This is a genomic window from Methylobacterium sp. FF17, from assembly GCF_025813715.1.
Taxonomy (GTDB): Bacteria; Pseudomonadota; Alphaproteobacteria; order Rhizobiales; family Beijerinckiaceae; genus Methylobacterium; species Methylobacterium flocculans.
The window spans coordinates 4,605,004-4,622,317 of sequence record NZ_CP107532.1; the positions used below are offsets into that span (position 1 = coordinate 4,605,004).

A 17,314-nucleotide genomic window follows, 5' to 3' on the forward strand; every position below is an offset into this window, starting at 1 on the left:
CCAACCGGCGTCGGTCGTTTCTCGGACAGGCCCCGCATGCCGCGCGGGCGTCGTCCCGGTCGGGCAGAGCCCCCGAGCATGGCTCACCGCAGGGGATTCGAGACCTTAGCGGAAGATGCAAGTCATCGACGGATGCTGTAAGTCTTCAACGAATGCCGCAAGTCTTCGCGCCGAACCTGAACGGGTCATCGCGGAAACGGCAAACGAAGGAGGGGGAGTCTTTAATCCGCAAAAATGCCGTCCAAGCGTTGAATTATTCTGCTTGCACGCATTCCTGGTATACCAAATAATGCATACATGCGAACTGAGGTACTGGGTGGATTCGCCACCACCAGCATACAGGCCACAGATTTGCATTATAGTTCAAATCAGGCATAACGCCAAGCATGCCGAACGTCGCATAAGGGAGAGAACCCATGGCCCTGTCCGCTGCCGCGCCCCCAACCGCGAAACCTACCGTCAATCGATGGCTGCAACTCGTACTCGGCGTGGCCTGCATGGTCGCGGCGGCGAATATTCAATACGCTTGGACTCTCTTCGTTCCGGAAATTCAGAAAACCTTCGGCTGGGATCGTGCGGCCATTCAGGTCGCCTTCACGATCTTCGTGGTCGTGCAGACCTGGCTCACCCCGATCGAGGGCTACTTCATCGACAAGTACGGCCCGAGCCGGGTCGTCATGTTCGGCGGCCTGATGACGGGTCTCGCCTGGGTGATCAATTCCTACGCCACCTCGCTCACCGGCTTCTATGCCGGCTCTGTGGCGGGCGGCATCGGTGTCGGCTGCGTCTACGCGACCTGCATCAACAATGCGCTGAAGTGGTTCCCGGACAAGCGCGGCCTCGCGGTCGGCCTGACGGCGGGCGGCTACGGCGCGGGCTCGGCCCTGACGATCATCCCGATCGCCAACATGATCGCGCAGGGCAGCTACGCCCAGGCCTTCTTCATCTTCGGCATCATCCAGGGCGGCATCATCATGCTGGCGGCGATCGGCCTGCGCGGGCCCGCCAAGGGTGAGGTCACCTTCTCCACCAAGGTGCTGCAGACCCGGCGCGACTACACCCTGCGCGAGGCCCTGCGCACGCCGGTGTTCTGGGTCATGCTGCTGATGTTCACCTGCACGGTCACCGGCGGCCTGATGGCAGTGGCCCAGCTCGGCGTCATCGCGCAGGATCTCGGCGTGAAGGAGTTCCAGGTCAACCTGTACTTCTTCGCCATGGCCGCGCTGCCCTTCGCACTGATGCTCGACCGGGTGATGAACGGCATCTCGCGGCCGCTCTTCGGCTACGTCTCGGACCGGATCGGGCGCGAGAAGACGATGTTCATCGCCTTCACCATGGAGGGCATCGGCATCGTGGCCCTGGGCTACTTCGGCACCAACCCCTGGGCCTTCGTCATCCTCTCGGGCATCGTGTTCCTGGCCTGGGGCGAGGTGTACTCCCTCTTCAGCGCCACCGCCGCCGACACCTTCGGCTCGAAGCACATCGGCAAGATCTACGGCGTGCTCTACTGCGCCAAGGGCTTCGCCGCCCTGTTCGTACCCGTGGGTAACCTGCTCATGCAGGCCACCGGCACCTGGGCGACCGTGCTCTACACCGTGGCGATCATGGACCTCGTGGCGGCCTTCCTCGCCATCGCGGTGCTCCGGCCCATGCTGAAGCGGCACCACGCCGCGCAAGGGGCGGTCCAGCCCGCCGGCGCCCTGGCGCACGCCTGACCCCAGATCCCGGCCAAAGGCCGGGATCGCACGGATACCGTCGGGGGGGTTCCAAAGGAGCCCCCCAGCCGCTGAGAAACCGCTTCCTGCGTCCCCTGAGATAAGAGGCCTCTGGACGAGCCCCCCGGGCGGTTCGGGTTGGCAAGCCAGCACGAACCGGCCTGGGGGGCTCAGGCGTCACGGCGTCTCGACGGCGCGTCGGCTTCCGTTCCCGCGGGATATCCAGGCGCCGATCCGCGTTCCACCCGTCGAGAGTTCCGCACAAAGGGTTCCGAGATGGTCCTGTCCATCCTCCTCGCCTTGGTGAGCATTCCCTTCGCGGCGATCGTGCTGCGGACAGCGGACTTCAACCGCGACGTCTTCGCGATCCTGTACGTCTCATCGCTGGGGCTCGTCCTGTCGGCCATCCTGCTGGTGGGCGGGTACTACCTGCTCCCGCTGCCGCCCCTCGTGACCGAGCCCGTCCATCGGTGAGTCCGGAGACCGGCTCTCACGATCCGGGGCGGGAAACGCGGCCGGTCCTGGGAGCCCCAAGCGGACGAGAACAGGCCGAATGGAGCCAAGCGCCGGTTGCATGACCGCACTGCGGTATGTGGTATACCAAAGCCCATTGTGCAGTGCGATAAACGGACATCGCAATGTCACCGGGACTTCCACCATGCTCGCCCTGTTTGTTCTCGGCCTCGCCGCTGTCGCTGTCGGACCGATGCTCGCCCTCCTGACCGACGATGCCACGTCGGGTCTGACCACATCCGGGACCGCGTCGGCCGGCATGTTCGTCACGCTCAACGACAACGCCCAGAGCACGGCGCAGCGCGTCGCCTGACGACCCCTGGAATCGCCGATACCCCTGACCCGCCCGGCTCCGTCGCGGCGGGTTTTCTCATGCCGGGTGCGAGGCCGAGTGGCGGCTCGCGCGCCGGGTCAGGGCGTTCCCGAGACGCGCCGGGCCGTCGGCGCACGGCTCGGCCGGGCCGGTTTCGCGACGGTCACCGCCGGCTCGTCCAGCGAGAGGGCGCCGCTCGCGTCATCGAGGACGGGAATCAGGTCGACGCTGAGAGGGGAGCGCTCCTCGCCGGCCCTGCCACGCGGCGGCTCGACGAGCGCGGCGCGGACCGGAACGGGCAGGGCGGCTGCGGCCGGCGCCGGCTCCGCCCAGACCCGGACGGAGGCATCGGTCTCCGTGCCCGCCGCCCAGACCTTCGCCTGCGGCTCGAACGCGCCGGGTGTCGGCGCCCTCGCGGCGAGGATCAGGAAGACCGGCAGGCCGAGCACGGCCACGATGATGAGGCCGGACAGGGCGCCCGAGCGGATGCCGCTGAGAACGGGGTGATCCGCCGCTTCGGCCACGGTGCGCAGCGGCCCGATCCGATGGCGGGATGACCCGCGCCACCGCCGATGGGGCGCGGAGCGTCGGGACAAGCCGACGAACGCGTCCCCGCCCGAAAGATCCCCGTCCATGGCGCAGTGTCACGAAGACCGGGACATTCCGGCAATCGCGAAGTGTTCGCTCAACGATCCTTGTAAGGCAACAACTTTTATCAAGTGAACACGAGGCCTACGGACGGAAGACCAGGTTTCGCCGGTTTCAGGCGCCCGCCGCCTCCCGGTCGACGAGCCAGACCAGCCGGCCGACACTGTGCACGTGGCGCGCGGGCAGGTCTTCGCCCCGTGCCAGGCGGCGCAGGGGCTCCTGCTTGCCCGCACCGGTCACGAGAAACAGGGTCTCGCGCGCCGAGGCGAGGGCCGGAACAGTGAGGGTAATGCGCGGGACGAAGGGTGCCAGCCCCGCCTCGGGCACCGGTGCCGTCCAGGCGTGGCGCTCGGCCAGGGCCGGCTTGGCTGGAAACAGCGAGGCTGTGTGTCCGTCCTCCCCGAGGCCGAGCAGGACGAGGTCGAAGAGGGGCCTTGCGGGGTCGAGTTCGGAGGCGCCGTAGAACGCCCGCAGGGTCTCGGCATAGGCGCGGGCGCCCGCCTCGGCCGTGCCATGCGTGTCCATGCCGTGGAGATGCCCCTCGGGAATCGGCGCGTCCCCGAAGGCTTCGCGCGCCATGCGGACGTTGCTCGCCGCATCCGTCCACGGCACCAGCCGGTCATCCCCGAAGAACCAGTGCAGGCGGTTCCAGGGCAAGCGCCGCCGGGTATCCGGTGCGCCGAGGCGCGCGTAGAGGCGCTTGGGCGTCGAACCCCCGGCGAGACAGACCCCGATGGCGGAGCGGGGCGCGCTTTCGCAGAGCGCGACAAGGCGCTCGGCAGCCGCTGCCGCCACCGCGTCGGCATCGGGCAGGATCTCGGCGTTCGGGGGGAGGGGGATCATCGAAACGGGCTCTCCGATGCGGGTGGGACGGGCGTGGAGCGCTACTTCGGCTCCTGGTGCCCGCCGAACCCCTTGCGCATCGCCGAGAGCATCTTGTCGGCGAAGCTCGCCTCCTCGCGCGACCGGAAGCGCGCATAGAGCGCGGCCGAGAGCACGTTGGCCGGCACCGATTCCTCGATGGCCGCGTTCAGGGTCCAGCGCCCCTCGCCGGAATCGGCGACGAAGCCCGAGAAGTCGGTGAGGTGCTCGTCCTGCGCCAGCGCCCCGGCGGTGAGGTCGAGGAGCCAGGACGAGACCACGCTGCCGCGCCGCCAGACCTCGGCGATGTCGCCGATGTTGAGGTCGAAGCGGTGGGTCTCCGGCAGGTCCGGCGAATTGGCGTGCCGGAGGATGTCGAAGCCCTCGGCATAGGCCTGCATCAGGCCGTACTCGATGCCGTTGTGGATCATCTTGACGAAGTGGCCCGCCCCGCTCGGACCGGCATGGATGTAGCCGGCTTCCGCACGCGGGTCGCGCCCCTCGCGTCCCGGCGTCTTCGGGATGTCGCCGACGCCGGGGGCCAGGGTCCTGAAGATCGGGTCGAGGCGCTCGAGGGCGGCCGTGTCGCCGCCGATCATCATGCAGTAGCCGCGCTCCAGGCCCCAGACGCCGCCGGAGGTGCCCACATCGACGTAGTGAAGGCCGGCGAGCTTCAGCTCGGCGGCGCGGCGGATGTCGTCCTTGTAGAAGGAATTGCCGCCGTCGATGATGACGTCGTCCCGGGCCATCAGGCCGCCGAGGGTCTTCACCGTGGCCTCGGTGATGGTGCCGGCCGGGAGCATCACCCAGGCCGCACGCGGGAGGCTCAGCTTCGCGACGAAGTCCTCGAGGCTGGTCGCCCCCACCGCGCCTTCCGCCACCAGGGCGGCCACGGCCTCCGGGTTCTGGTCGAAGACGACCGCCTCGTGCCCGTCCCGCAGCAGCCGGCGGACGATGTTGCCGCCCATCCGGCCGAGGCCGATCATGCCGAGTTGCATCCGTGTCTCCCGTGCCCGCGACGGCGTGCCGGAGAGGGCCCGGCCCTCGCACGCCCCTGTCCTCCGGAGCAGGGCTAACGCATTTGGCCCGCCAGGGCGAGGCGGCGGAACCGCTGCCTCGCCCTGCGCCTCACGCCGAGGTCGGGCCCGCGCCGGGCTCGGCCAGGGGAACGCCGGCACCGATCTCCGCCGCCTGCGCCTCGACCACGGCGGCGGCCGTGACGTTGACGATGCCGCGCGCGGTGACCGAGGGCGACAGGATGTGGGCCGGCTTGGCCGGGCCGATGAGGAGCGGCCCCACCGGCAGGGCGTCGGCCAGCACCTTGGCGAACTGGAACGCGATGTTGGCCGCATCCAGGTTCGGCAAGATCAGCACGTTGGCCGCGCCCTTGAGCCGCGAGGCCGGCATCACCCGGTCGCGGATCATCTCGGACAGGGCGGAATCGGCCTGCATCTCGCCGTCGACCTCGAGGTCGGCCCGGCGGTCCCGGATCAGCCCGAGGGCAGTGCGCATCTTCACCGCCGAGCGGGAATCCGACTGGCCGAAATCCGAGTGGCTCAGCAGAGCGATCTTCGGGGTCAGGCCGAAGCGGCGGACATGCTCGGCGCAGGCCACGGCCACATCCGCGATCTCCTCGGCGCTGGGGTCCGACCGCACATGGGTATCGGCGAGGAAGTAGGCGCCCTCCTTGGTCACGATGAGGCTCATGGCGGCGAAATCGAGCACGCCGGGCGCGAGCCCGATCACGTCGCGGATCACCCGCAGGCGGGTCTCGAAGCGACCTTCCAGGCCGCAGATCAGCGCGTCCGCCTCACCGCGGCGCACCGCGACGGCACCGATCACGGTGCTGTTGGTGCGCACCAGGGTACGGGCGGCGTCCGGGGTGATGCCGCGCCGTCCGGCGGCCTCAAGGTAGGTGGCGACGTAGTCGCGGTAGCGCGGATCGTCCTCGGGATCGATCAGGTCGAAGTCGACGCCCTGCTTCAGCGAGAGACCGAAGCGCTTGATCCGGGTCTCGATCACGCGGGGCCTGCCGACCAGGATGGGCCGGGCGACGCCGTCCTCCACGATGGCCTGGACGGCACGCAGCACGCGCTCGTCCTCGCCCTCGGAGTAGATCACCCGCTTGGGGTTCTCCTTCGCCTTGGAGAAGATCGGCTTCATGATGAAGCCCGAGCGGTGGACGAAGCGGTCGAGACTGTCGGTATAGGCCTGGATGTTCTCCAGGGGACGGCCGGCGACGCCGGAATCCATCGCGGCCTGGGCCACGGCGGGGGCGATGCGCAGGATCAGGCGCGGGTCGAACGGGCTCGGGATCAGCGAGCGCGGGCCGAAGGGCCGGGCCTCGCCGCCATAGGCGCGGGCAACGACGTCGGAGGGCGTCTCGCGGGCGAGCGCCGCGATGGCCTTCACGGCCGCCTGCTTCATCTCCTCGTTGATCGAGGTGGCGCCGACGTCGAGGGCACCCCGGAAGATGTAGGGGAAGCACAGGACGTTGTTGACTTGGTTCGGGAAATCCGAGCGCCCGGTGCAGATCATCGCGTCGGGGCGCTTCTCCTGCGCCAGATCCGGCATGATCTCGGGGTAGGGGTTGGCCAGCGCCATGATCAGCGGCTTGTCGGCCATCTTCTCGAGGTATTCAGGCTTGAGCACGCCGCCGGCCGAGAGGCCGATGAACACGTCGGCGCCGGGAATGACCTCGGCCAGGGTCCGGGCCTCGGTCTCCTTCGCGTAGATGTCCTTCCAGCGGTCCATCAGCTCGGGCCGGCCCTTGTAGACCACGCCCTTGATGTCGGTGACGGTGATGTTCTCGACGCGGGCCCCGAGGGAGACGAGGAGGTTCAGGCAGGCCAGGGCCGCCGCCCCGGCACCGGAGGTGACGATGCGGACGTCCGAGAGCTGCTTGCCGGCGAGCTCCAGCCCGTTGAGGACGGCGGCCGCCACGATGATCGCGGTACCGTGCTGGTCGTCGTGGAAGACCGGGATGTTCATCCGGGCCCGGCACTGCTCCTCGACCTCGAAGCACTCGGGGGCCTTGATGTCCTCGAGGTTGATGCCGCCGAAGGTCGGCTCCAGAGCGCAGACCACATCCACGAGCTTGGAGACGTCGTGCTGGGCGACCTCGATGTCGAACACGTCGATGCCGGCGAACTTCTTGAAGAGGACGGCCTTGCCCTCCATCACGGGCTTCGAGGCCAGGGGACCGATATCGCCGAGACCCAGCACGGCGGTGCCGTTGGTGAGCACTGCGACGAGATTCTGGCGGATGGTGAGGGTGGCGGCCTCCTGCGGATCCTCGTGGATCGCCATGCAGGCGGCGGCCACGCCGGGCGAATAGGCGAGGGCGAGGTCGCGCTGGTTGCCCAGCGGCTTCGTCGCCTGGATCTCCAGTTTCCCGGGGCGCGGCAAGCGGTGATAGACGAGCGCTCCCGACTTGAGATCGTCGGACATAGTGTCGCCCATGGTCGTCCTCCTTAGGATTGCGCGCTGCCCCGGCATCGGAGCGCGTCTCCCATCATCGGCGGGATCTTTGCTTGGGGCCCCTGTTGCACCGGCTGCGGGGTGTGCGCAACCCGCGCGGGGAAACCCGGATCGACCGTGCCCGCCCGCCCTACGGACCGGTTTCCCCATCGGTACAAACTCCTACGGGGGGCCGCCGCTGTCGCGTCCGGATCGCGGTCCGACGCTGACGATCGGGCGGTTTTGTTCCACCGCGGACGGGATTGCGTTCCTTGCCCCCGCCGGGAGAGCCGGCGTTGCGGGGACGCGCCGAATCCCGTACCGGCATGGCCTCGAACCCCTCACCGAACGGCGTGAAACGCCCCAAGGTCCGCGACGATGTCCGATACGCCCCCCGACCGCCTCGCTGTGAATCCCAACAGCCCGTATTACGACGAGAAGATGCTCGAGCGCGGTATCGGCATCCGCTTCAAGGGGGTCGAGAAGACCAATGTCGAGGAATACTGCGTCAGCGAAGGCTGGGTCCGCCTCTCGGCCGGCAAGACGCTGGACCGCTCCGGTAACCCGATGACGGTGAAGCTGAAGGGCCCTGTGGAGCCCTATTTTCGCGACCACGCGCCGGCCGAGGGCTGAGGCTCGTCCCGACGCTGCTCCCATACCGGGAAAGGCATCGCTCCACGAAGAGCGTGCGCCGTGATCGAGACGGCTCACGGCTCGATCACCTGCTCCCGCTTCGCCCGCTCCCCGGCGAAATTCCGCAACGCCACGGCGACCTGAGCCTCCAGCGCCGCTTCCGAGGTCGGATCGCGCAGCACGAGGCTGGTGATGGCGTCGGGATGGTTCTTGCGCTGCTTGGGGGTGCGGGCGTGATTCGAGACCCGCAGCGCGAAGGCGCAGGCGTCGGGCTTGAGGTAGACGCTGTCGCCCCGGGTGTTGCGGGCGACCACCGCGAAGCCCTGTGCCACGAGGGCGTCGACGGCGCGGACGAGGGCTTCGGCGGGGGTGAGAGGCTTCGTCATACGGTGCCGCCGCGCGGCGTGTTCCACCATGGAGTTCGGGCCTTCATAGAGTTCGGGCCTTCATAGAGTTCGGGCCTTCATGGACCTTCGACCCCCACCGGAAGCAGACCCTCGCGGGCGATGGCGCTCCGGCCGCGCAGGGCTGCGATGGCACCGGCGGCAGAGCCCGCGTAGCGCTCGAAGCGCCCGCGCCGGAGAACGAGGCCGGTCAGGGCCGCCTTCGGCAGGTTGATCGCGAGCATCCCCGGGCTTGGATCGGACAGGCTGTACTTGGCGCAGACATAGGCCCGCGACCAGGCTTGATGCCAGCGCCTGCGGAATACTTGGCCGGGCTCCGGCGCGCAGGAGCACCCGCGCCCGTGCAGGGCCTGCGCCGCCTCGACATGTACCAGGGCGTACCCCGCATCCGTCATCCGGCGGCAGAGATCGTCGTCCTCGTAGAACAGGAAGATGTTGGGGTCGAACCCACCAAGGGCCAGGAAGAGGTCGCGGCGCACCATCAGGCAGGCGCCGGAGAGGAACGGCGCACAGACGTCCCCCTCCGGCAGGGCGCGCCGGCCCTTCGGGTTCGCAAGGTAGGGTGAGAGGAGCGAGCGCGGCTGGAAGAACACGCGCCCGTCCGGTTCCACCAGCCGTGGCGCGAGCAGCCCCGCATCCGGATAGGCGCGCGCGGCAGCCAGGAGTGCGCCGACGGCGCCCGGCTGCAGGACCACGTCCGGGTTCAGGATCAGGACGCGCTCGGCCCGGATGGCCGCGGCCACGCCGATGTTGTTGGCCCGGCCGTACCCCTCGTTCCGGGTATTCTCCACCACCTCGGCTCCGGCAGCGCGTGCCACCGCCACCGAGCCGTCCCGGCTCGCATTGTCCACCACGAGGGCTCGCACGTGCTCGGCCGCGAGGGCGCCGAGGCAAGCCGGCAACCTCTCGGCGCTGTCATGCGTCACGACGACGGCCGTCAGGCTCGGCACGGGAGCAACGGGTTCGTGGATGCGGGGCGCATGGACAACTCGGATCGATCAAGTTCGACCTAAGCCACCGTCCCGTCCGGAAAACCGACGCTGCGGACTGCCTCAGGCACTTTTCTCGGGCAAGTTGAGACGAATATGAAGTTCGCGCAACTGTTTTGGCGTGGCCTCGGCCGGAGCGCCCATCATCAGGTCCTCGGCGCGCTGGTTCATCGGGAACAGCACGACCTCGCGCAGGTTCTGCTCGCCGCAGAGCAGCATGACGATGCGGTCGATTCCCGGCGCGATGCCACCGTGCGGGGGGGCGCCGAGCTTCAGGGCGTTGAGCATGCCCCCGAACTTCTCCTCCAGCACCTCGACGCCGTAGCCGGCGATGCCGAAGGCCTTCTCCATCACGTCGGGGCGATGGTTGCGGATGGCGCCCGAGGACAGCTCGGTGCCGTTGCAGACGATGTCGTACTGGAACGCCTTAATGCCCAGGATGGTCTCGGCCTCCGACGGGTCCAGCGCCAGGAACGCCTCCCGATCGAAGTTCGGCATCGAGAACGGGTTATGCGAGAAGTCGATCCGCTTCTCGTCCTCGTTCCACTCGTACATCGGGAAGTCGGTGATCCAGCAGAAGGCGTACTGGTCCTTGTCCGACAGGTTCAGTTCGTCGCCGATGCGGATGCGGGCCTTGCCGGCGAGAGCCGCTGCCTTGCCCTCGGTGCCGGCGGAGAAGAACACCGCGTCGCCGGCCTTCGTGCCGGTCTTCTCCGCGATCAGCGCCTGGACCTCGGCCGGAATGAACTTGGCGATCGGCCCCTTGCCGGTGAGCGTGCCGTTGTCGTCCTCGAAGATGATGTAGCCGAGGCCTGGCGCGCCCTCGGACCGGGCGAAGTCGTTGAGCTTGTCGAAGAACGAGCGCGACTGGGTCGCTGCGCCCGTGGCGGGGATCGCCCGGACCACGCCGCCGGAAGCGATCACGCCCTTGAACGCCTTGAACGCCACGTCCTCGCGGGCGAACGCGTCCGTCACATCGGCGATGATCAGCGGGTTGCGCAGGTCCGGCTTGTCGACGCCGTACTTCAGCATCGCCTCGGCATAGGGGATGCGCGGGAAGGTCTCAGTGACGCGCTTGCCCTCGGCGAATTCCTTGAAGACGTCGCGCAGGACCGGCTCCACCGCCTGGAACACGTCTTCCTGCGTGACGAAGCTCATCTCGATGTCGAGCTGGTAGAACTCGCCCGGGCTCCGGTCGGCCCGCGCATCCTCGTCTCGGAAGCAGGGCGCGATCTGGAAGTAGCGGTCGAAGCCCGCGATCATCGTCAGCTGCTTGAACTGCTGCGGGGCCTGCGGCAGCGCGTAGAATTTCCCGGGGTGGACGCGGGACGGCACGAGGTAGTCGCGTGCGCCCTCCGGCGAGGAGGCGGTGAGGATCGGGGTCTGGAACTCGAAGAAGCCGCCGTCGCGCATCCGGCGGCGCAGCGAATCGATGATCGCGCCGCGCTTCATGATGTTGGCATGCAGCTTCTCGCGGCGGAGATCCAGGAAGCGGTACTTGAGCCGCGTCTCCTCCGGGTAGTCGTGATCGCCGAAGACCGGCATCGGCAACTCGCCTGCGGGGCCGAGCACCTCGAGGTCGTCGATATAGACCTCCACCGTGCCGGTGGGCAGGTCCGGGTTCTCGGTGCCGGCGGGCCGCGTGCGGACCCGGCCGTCGATGCGGATGACCCACTCCGAGCGGGCCGCGTTGGCGGCCTGGAAGGCCTTCGAATCGGAGTCCACCACGCACTGGGTCAGGCCGTAATGGTCGCGCAGGTCGATGAACAGCACGCCGCCATGGTCGCGGATGCGGTGGCACCAGCCGGAGAGGCGGACGCTCGCGCCGACATCGGACGGCCGGAGCGCCCCGCAGGTATGGGTCCGATAACGGTGCATGGCGGGCTGTTGCATCACGGGCTGACGGATCACGGGCTTTTGGGATTGAGCGGCGCACCATTCACGCGGGGGGCGCCAAGTCAAGTTGGGGCGTCAGGGCTGGGACACCCGAAACGCGGCATCACAGGGTTCGCGCCGGGGGGCGGAGCCCTTCCGGATCCGCCTCGCAATCCCCATATCATCCCTATGAATTCCAACGCTTTTTTCGAGATCATGAGGCAGGCGCCGTCGGATCCCGCGCCCCCCGCGCCCGCCCCTGAAGCGAGCGAGCGACAGGAGGGCCGTTGGCGCGTCCTGCCGCTCGAAGGCACCTTCGAGATCGTCTACGAAGACTCGCGCGGGGCCTGGAGCACCCGGCGGGTGGACGCCCGTGAGTTGAAGCTCGGGCCGGGTCGGACGCTGCTCGGCGGCATCGACCGGGGCCGGGGCGGTTATCGCGGATTCCGCGCCGATCGGATCCGCCGGCTCACCGATCCGGGCAGCGCCACGCGGATCGAGGCCGGCATCCTCGACTGGCTGCTGGCCCGGGCCGAGGCGCAGCGTCGGGAGCGCACCGCCCTGCGGCGAGCGGCCGGCAGACGGCCGCCGCAGGGGAAACCTCTGGCGGCCTGACGATTCGACGTCAGCGCGCGTCCCCGGAAACGGGAATTCCGGGGACGCGCGCCGGGCTCCCTCGCCTGAGGCGAGAACCTTCGGTATAGCCGATCCATGGATCTGATCACCACCACAGCGGACCTGGCCGAGGCCTGCACCCGCCTCTCCGCGCATCCCTTCGTGACGGTCGACACGGAGTTCATGCGCGAGACGACCTACTATCCCAAGCTCTGCCTCATCCAGATGGCGTCACCGGACGGGACGGGCGTGCTCGTCGACCCCCTGGCCGCCGGGCTCGACCTCGCGCCCTTCTTTGCGCTGATGGCCGACGAGGGCGTGGTGAAGGTGTTCCATTCCGCCCGCCAGGACCTTGAGATCATCTGGCTCCTCGGGGGCCTGCTGCCGCAGCCGTTCTTCGACACGCAGGTCGCCGCGATGGTCTGCGGCTACGGCGATTCGGTCTCCTACGAGCAGCTCGTCAACGACGTCGCCAAGGCGAAGGTCGACAAGTCCTCGCGCTTCACCGACTGGTCGCGCCGGCCGCTCTCCGACGCGCAGCTGAGCTACGCCCTCTCGGACGTGACCCACCTCGTGAAGGTCTACGAGGTGCTGGCGGGCCAGCTCCTCTCCACCGACCGCGGCGAGTGGCTGGACGAGGAGATGAGCGTGCTCACCTCGCCGGAGACCTACCGGGCCGATCCGGCCTCCGCGTGGCGTCGTCTCTCGGGGCGGATGCGCAAGCCCCGCGAGATCGCCGTTCTGATGGAGGTCGCCGCCTGGCGCGAGCGCGAGGCGCAGAGCCGCAACGTGCCGCGCGGGCGCATCCTCAAGGACGAGGCGGTGATCGATGTCGCGACCTCGGCCCCGCGCAGCGTCGAGGCGCTCGGGCGCCTGCGCTCGATCCCGGCCGGCTTCGAGCGCTCGCGCACCGGCACCGACATCCTCGCGGCAGTGGAGCGGGGCTTCGTCCGCGACCTGTCCGACATCGCCCTGCCTGAGCGTACCCGTAGCCGGGGCGGCAACGGCGCGCTGGTCGAGCTGCTCAAGGTGCTGCTCAAGGCCGTGTGCGAGACCGAGGGCGTTGCCCCGAAGATCATCGCCACGGTGGACGATCTCGAAGCCATCGCGGAGGACGACGACGCCGACGTGCCGGTGCTGCACGGCTGGCGCCGGACCCTGTTCGGGGAGAAGGCGCTCGCCCTCAAGAGCGGCCGCCTCGCGCTCTCGGCCGAGCGCGGCCGAGTGGTGGTGCGCGAACTGGCGTGAACCCGCGCCGAGGGTGCCCGCCGGGGGATCGACGGCGAGCCCCTTTGACCAACGCGCGGCTTCCTCGCGAGCGGGACCGATCCGCAGCGGTTCGCCAGCGCGGGTCTCACCCGCCGGCTCCCGAAGGATCGGGTGATCCGCGTCGCGAGGGCCGGGAACTCGCCCGGGCAGAAGCCCGCTGAAGGCACGAGGCCAGCGTACCGACCCGCGGGCCCGAGTTTAACCGGACCGGCTCAAGGTCAGCCTCGCCTCGATTGACCTGGCCTCAATTGGCCTTCGCGTTGACCTCGAGCCGGTCGAACAGGGCCGCCGGGGTCAGGGCCGCGCCGAATTCCAGCATGCCGATGCCGGTGCCGTTCTTGGGGCGGAGGCTCAGCGACAGGGTGCCGGGCTTGGTGACGAACTGGCCCATGGCGGCACCGACCGCCTTGGCGCCGACCGAATTGCCGAGGATCGCCGGCACGCCGAAGACGCTCGCAGTGACGTATTCCTGCTTCAACTCCTCGGGCTTGAGGCTGAGCACCTTCGACTGCGCCGCGATGAAGCGGTCGAACAGGCCGCCATTCTCGATGGTGAGGTCCATGGCCTTGGCCGTGGCCGAGAGCATCGCGAAGCTCGATATGGCGACATCCGGATTGAACACCTCCGGGCCGATGCCGCCGAGCATGCCGTTGATGCGCACGGAGCCCATGTCCTTGCCCGAGACGGAGACCTCGCCGAGCTTCAGTTCCTTGGTGGCCGCGTCCCAGGAGGTGTCCGCCACGAGGTTCAGATCGAGGTCGCGGTAACCGTAGAGGCCGAGCGAGCCGAGACCCGGCACCCCTTCCACCGCCGAGGCCGGCAGGGTCAGGCCCGACAGGCTGAGGCGACCGGCGGTCGGCACCCCGTCGCGCGGGGGGGCCAGCGTCAGCGCCGCGTCCCGCAGGCCCACATGCATCGGTGCGAGCGCCTTGGCCGCCGGGTCACGGACGGGATGCGGCTCGGGCGGCAGGTCGAGACTCAGATCCTTCAGGGCGAGGGCGCCGATGGTCGGGGCCAGGAGGCGCAGGTCGGCTTCCGAGGGCTCGCCGGTAAGGGCAGCGAGCTTGCGCAGGGCCGCGACGGTGGGGGCGAGGGAGAAGCCGTCCAGGGCGAGCCGGCCGAGGCGAGCCTTGGCGCCGTCGGCGCCCGAGAAGGTGATGTCCTCCAGCGCCGCGCCCGCACCCGTCATCAGGAGCCGCGCGACGCCCAGGCGGAAGGCATCCCGGGGCTTGGCTTCCTGCACGCTGACGCCGGTGGCCTCCAGGGTACCGATGGAGACCGCCTCGGCGAGATCCGCCCCCAGGTTCATCAGGCGCGAACGCTCGACGGGAGCGAGCCTCTCGTAATCGACGCCGGCGAACGCCTGGAGCGCCCCGGTCCAGGTCGCCGGGATCTGGCGGCCGCTGAGGTCGCGGCCCTCGACCCGCGCCATGGTGACGGCGGTCCCGCGCGCGTCCACGTAGGCCACATCCTCCATCGAGAAGGTGGCGTAGACCCTCTGGAGGGCGCTCTTACCGTCTCCGGGCTCGCCGTAGAGGCGCGCCAGCACCGCGAGGTCTAGGTCCGTCGCACGCAGGCGGCCATAGGTGCCGGTGCCCTTCTGCGGCCCGGCCTCGACGAGGATCGAGGCCCCTGCGGCCGTCAGTTCGGCGATGCGCCCGGCGCGGACGTCACGGGCCACCACGTCGCGATAGGTCACCACCGGCCCGGCCGCGGCGGAGGCGGCGCGCTCCACCCGCAGTTCCGGGATCACGAGGCTCGCGGCGTCGAGCCGGGTCAGGCGCACCGGCCAGGCCTCGCCCGGACCGGGCTTCAGCAGGGTGGAGAGTTCGTCCTTCGAGAGACGGGTCCCGCTCGCGGTGAGCCGCGGCACCCGCAGCACCGTTTCGCCGAAGACGAGGGTCACGTCCTGCAGGGTCACGTCCTGTACCGCCGAGGCCGCCTCCTGGGCCAGCACCGGACGCGGCTGCGCGGCGAGGCCTGCGCCGAGGAGGATGAGGACGCAGGCCGAGGCGCCGGTCGCCCACGCACGGAGGGGGCGGCCTTTCGAGCAGGTCATGGGCTTATCCGGATCGCTGGCTTCAGGGGCGCCGTCGGGGAAGGGGCTCATCCGTGCCGCAGTTTCACCCATGAGGCAATCGCAGTGCGGCGCGCCGCGACCCGGCGCCCCAGGATCACGGGCCGCACAGATCACGGGCAGCACCGATCACGACGTGAACGGCTCAGAGCGAGAACGAGGTTCCGCAGCCGCAGGAGGCGGTCGCCTGGGGGTTCTCGATCTTGAAGGATTGCCCGATCAGGTCATTCACGAAATCGATCGTCGCGCCGCTCATGTATTCCAGCGAGATCGGATCGACGAGGACGGTGGCGCCGTCGCGCTCGATCGCGATGTCGTCGGCGGCCCGCGCCCGCTCGATGTCGAAGGCGTAGGAGAAGCCGGAGCAGCCGCCGCCGTTCACGCTGATCCGCAGGGAAGCCCCGGGGGGCTCGGCTCCCATGATCTCGTTGATGCGCTTGGCGGCGCGGGGCGTCAGGGTGATATCGGCCATCGTGATGCTCGTGAGATCCGTCGGTCGCCAGATCCGTCGATCGCTGGGAATCGTCGATTGCCAGGACTGCGATGAAACACAAGATATGCCTCGCAACCTGATGCTGCAACGCGGCGTGGCGCCGGGGGGCCGAGGGGCGGTTCGGGCGAGGAGGCGACGTGGAGCAGGTGGGCAGAGCGGGAACGGCGCAGGCGGGGCGTGACACCGGCGGCGAGCGGTCGCGCGGCGAGCGCTGGCGGGCGGCCTATGCCACCGATCCCGCTGCCACGCGCGGGCGTCTCATTCCGGAGGCCGTCTCTCCGACCCGCAGCGACTTCCAGCGCGACCGGGACCGCATCATCCATTCCTCGGCCTTCCGGCGCCTCAAGCACAAGACCCAGGTCTTCGTCCATCACGAGGGCGACCATTACCGGACGCGGCTCACCCATACCCTCGAGGTGAGCCAGATCGCCCGGGCGCTCGCCCGGGCCCTGGGCCTCGACGAGGATCTCGCGGAGGCGCTGGCCCTGAGCCACGACCTCGGCCACACCTGCTTCGGCCATACGGGGGAGGATACCCTCGATGCCTGCATGGCGGCGCAGGGCGGCTTCGACCACAATGCCCAGGCCCTGCGCATCGTGACCCGGCTGGAACGGCGCTATGCCGGCTTCGACGGGCTCAACCTCGCCTGGGAGACCCTGGAGGGCCTCGTCAAGCACAACGGCCCCCTGCTGGAGGCCGATGGCCGCCCGACTCCGCGCTGGGCGGAACGCGGTATCCCGGCCGCGATCCTCGAGTACAACGCCCTCAACGACCTCGAACTCGCCCGCTTCGCCGGGCCGGAGGCGCAGGCGGCGGCGCTCGCCGACGACATCGCCTACGACAGCCACGATCTCGACGACGGCCTGCGCGCCGGCCTGTTCGATTTCACGGATCTGGCCGAGGTGCCGTTCCTGCGCGGCCTGCTCGACGAGATCGCGCATCTCCACCCGAACCTCGAAGCATCGCGAAAGATTCACGAGCTGGCGCGGCGCGTCATCACCCGGTTCGTGGAGGACGTGATCACCGAGAGCACCCGGCGCATCGCAGCCCTGGACCCCGGCTCGGTGGCGGACATCCGCGGGGCGGCGGCGCCCGTCATTGCCTTCTCACCCGCGATCGCGCAGGCCGATGCGCAGATCAAGACCTTCCTGTTCGCCCGGATGTACCGCCACCCGGGCGTGCTCGCGGTGCGGGCCAAGGCCAATGTCATCGTGTCCGACCTGTTCGCGCGGTTCACCGCCGAACCCGGCGCAATGCCGGAGGAATGGTCGGCAGGGCTGGACGGCGCGGAGCCGGGCCGCATCGCCCGCCGGGTCGCGGATTACATCGCGGGCATGACCGACACCTACGCGGTCCTCGCCCACAAGGCCCTGTTCAGCACGACGCCGGACCTGCATTGGAGCCCGAACAGCCGGGGCCTCCCGTTGACGGAGCCGTGATCCCGCGATCT

At 69.3% G+C, this 17,314-nt stretch carries 16 protein-coding genes; 7 read left to right on the plus strand and 9 right to left on the minus strand.

Features of this window, described 5'->3' with window-relative positions; all coding sequences use genetic code 11:
- Window positions 1-497: 497 nt before the first annotated feature.
- The 3 genes from oxlT (at window position 498) to OF380_RS22090 (ending at window position 2,541) form a co-directional block, all read left to right on the plus strand.
- Window positions 498-1,715, plus strand: coding sequence for an oxalate/formate MFS antiporter (oxlT, locus tag OF380_RS22080; RefSeq protein ID WP_264051437.1), 1,218 nt, complete (start codon window positions 498-500; stop codon window positions 1,713-1,715).
- Window positions 1,716-1,991: 276 nt separating this feature from the next.
- Window positions 1,992-2,189 (plus strand): hypothetical protein, encoded by a 198-nt coding sequence (locus tag OF380_RS22085; protein WP_264047626.1) that lies wholly within the window; start codon window positions 1,992-1,994, stop codon window positions 2,187-2,189.
- A gap of 184 nt (window positions 2,190-2,373) precedes the next feature.
- Window positions 2,374-2,541, plus strand: coding sequence for a hypothetical protein (locus OF380_RS22090; RefSeq protein ID WP_264047628.1), 168 nt, complete (start codon window positions 2,374-2,376; stop codon window positions 2,539-2,541).
- A gap of 98 nt (window positions 2,542-2,639) precedes the next feature.
- Here OF380_RS22090 and OF380_RS22095 read toward each other — a convergent pair whose 3' ends face one another.
- The 4 genes from OF380_RS22095 to OF380_RS22110 all read right to left on the minus strand — a co-directional run bounded on the left by OF380_RS22095 (window position 2,640) and on the right by OF380_RS22110 (window position 7,512).
- A complete protein-coding gene (locus OF380_RS22095; RefSeq protein WP_264047630.1) occupies window positions 2,640-3,176 on the minus strand; it encodes a hypothetical protein in 537 nt (178 codons plus the stop codon).
- Window positions 3,177-3,303: 127 nt separating this feature from the next.
- Window positions 3,304-4,032, minus strand: coding sequence for a 6-phosphogluconolactonase (gene pgl, locus OF380_RS22100; protein ID WP_264047631.1), 729 nt, complete (start codon window positions 4,030-4,032; stop codon window positions 3,304-3,306).
- 41 nt (window positions 4,033-4,073) lie between these two features.
- Window positions 4,074-5,048, minus strand: a complete 975-nt coding sequence (gnd, locus tag OF380_RS22105) for a phosphogluconate dehydrogenase (NAD(+)-dependent, decarboxylating) (protein ID WP_264047632.1) — start codon at window positions 5,046-5,048, stop codon at window positions 4,074-4,076.
- 130 nt (window positions 5,049-5,178) lie between these two features.
- On the minus strand, window positions 5,179-7,512 hold the full coding sequence (locus OF380_RS22110; protein WP_318784267.1) for an NADP-dependent malic enzyme: 2,334 nt from the start codon (window positions 7,510-7,512) through the stop codon (window positions 5,179-5,181).
- Window positions 7,513-7,887: 375 nt separating this feature from the next.
- Between OF380_RS22110 and OF380_RS22115 the strand changes: the two genes are divergently transcribed.
- Window positions 7,888-8,142 (plus strand): DUF3297 family protein, encoded by a 255-nt coding sequence (locus OF380_RS22115; protein ID WP_264047633.1) that lies wholly within the window; start codon window positions 7,888-7,890, stop codon window positions 8,140-8,142.
- 74 nt (window positions 8,143-8,216) lie between these two features.
- Here OF380_RS22115 and OF380_RS22120 read toward each other — a convergent pair whose 3' ends face one another.
- From OF380_RS22120 to aspS, 3 genes are all read right to left on the minus strand, one after another.
- Window positions 8,217-8,528, minus strand: coding sequence for a hypothetical protein (locus tag OF380_RS22120; protein ID WP_264047635.1), 312 nt, complete (start codon window positions 8,526-8,528; stop codon window positions 8,217-8,219).
- 77 nt (window positions 8,529-8,605) lie between these two features.
- Entirely contained in the window at window positions 8,606-9,496 is an 891-nt protein-coding gene (locus OF380_RS22125) for a glycosyltransferase family 2 protein (protein ID WP_264047636.1), read from the minus strand.
- 102 nt (window positions 9,497-9,598) lie between these two features.
- A complete protein-coding gene (aspS, locus tag OF380_RS22130; protein ID WP_264051440.1) occupies window positions 9,599-11,413 on the minus strand; it encodes an aspartate--tRNA ligase in 1,815 nt (604 codons plus the stop codon).
- Between the two features lie 213 nt (window positions 11,414-11,626).
- Between aspS and OF380_RS22135 the strand changes: the two genes are divergently transcribed.
- Window positions 11,627-12,025 (plus strand): WYL domain-containing protein, encoded by a 399-nt coding sequence (locus OF380_RS22135; RefSeq protein ID WP_264047638.1) that lies wholly within the window; start codon window positions 11,627-11,629, stop codon window positions 12,023-12,025.
- Window positions 12,026-12,121: 96 nt separating this feature from the next.
- Window positions 12,122-13,273, plus strand: a complete 1,152-nt coding sequence (gene rnd, locus OF380_RS22140; protein WP_264047640.1) for a ribonuclease D — start codon at window positions 12,122-12,124, stop codon at window positions 13,271-13,273.
- A gap of 265 nt (window positions 13,274-13,538) precedes the next feature.
- Here rnd and OF380_RS22145 read toward each other — a convergent pair whose 3' ends face one another.
- Both OF380_RS22145 and OF380_RS22150 read right to left on the minus strand, forming a co-directional pair.
- Entirely contained in the window at window positions 13,539-15,353 is a 1,815-nt protein-coding gene (locus OF380_RS22145; RefSeq protein ID WP_264047642.1) for a hypothetical protein, read from the minus strand.
- A gap of 163 nt (window positions 15,354-15,516) precedes the next feature.
- Window positions 15,517-15,843, minus strand: a complete 327-nt coding sequence (locus OF380_RS22150; RefSeq protein WP_264047644.1) for a HesB/IscA family protein — start codon at window positions 15,841-15,843, stop codon at window positions 15,517-15,519.
- A gap of 167 nt (window positions 15,844-16,010) precedes the next feature.
- Between OF380_RS22150 and OF380_RS22155 the strand changes: the two genes are divergently transcribed.
- Window positions 16,011-17,303: a deoxyguanosinetriphosphate triphosphohydrolase gene (locus OF380_RS22155; protein ID WP_264051442.1), complete on the plus strand. Its 1,293-nt coding sequence runs from the start codon at window positions 16,011-16,013 to the stop codon at window positions 17,301-17,303.
- Window positions 17,304-17,314: the final 11 nt, after the last annotated feature.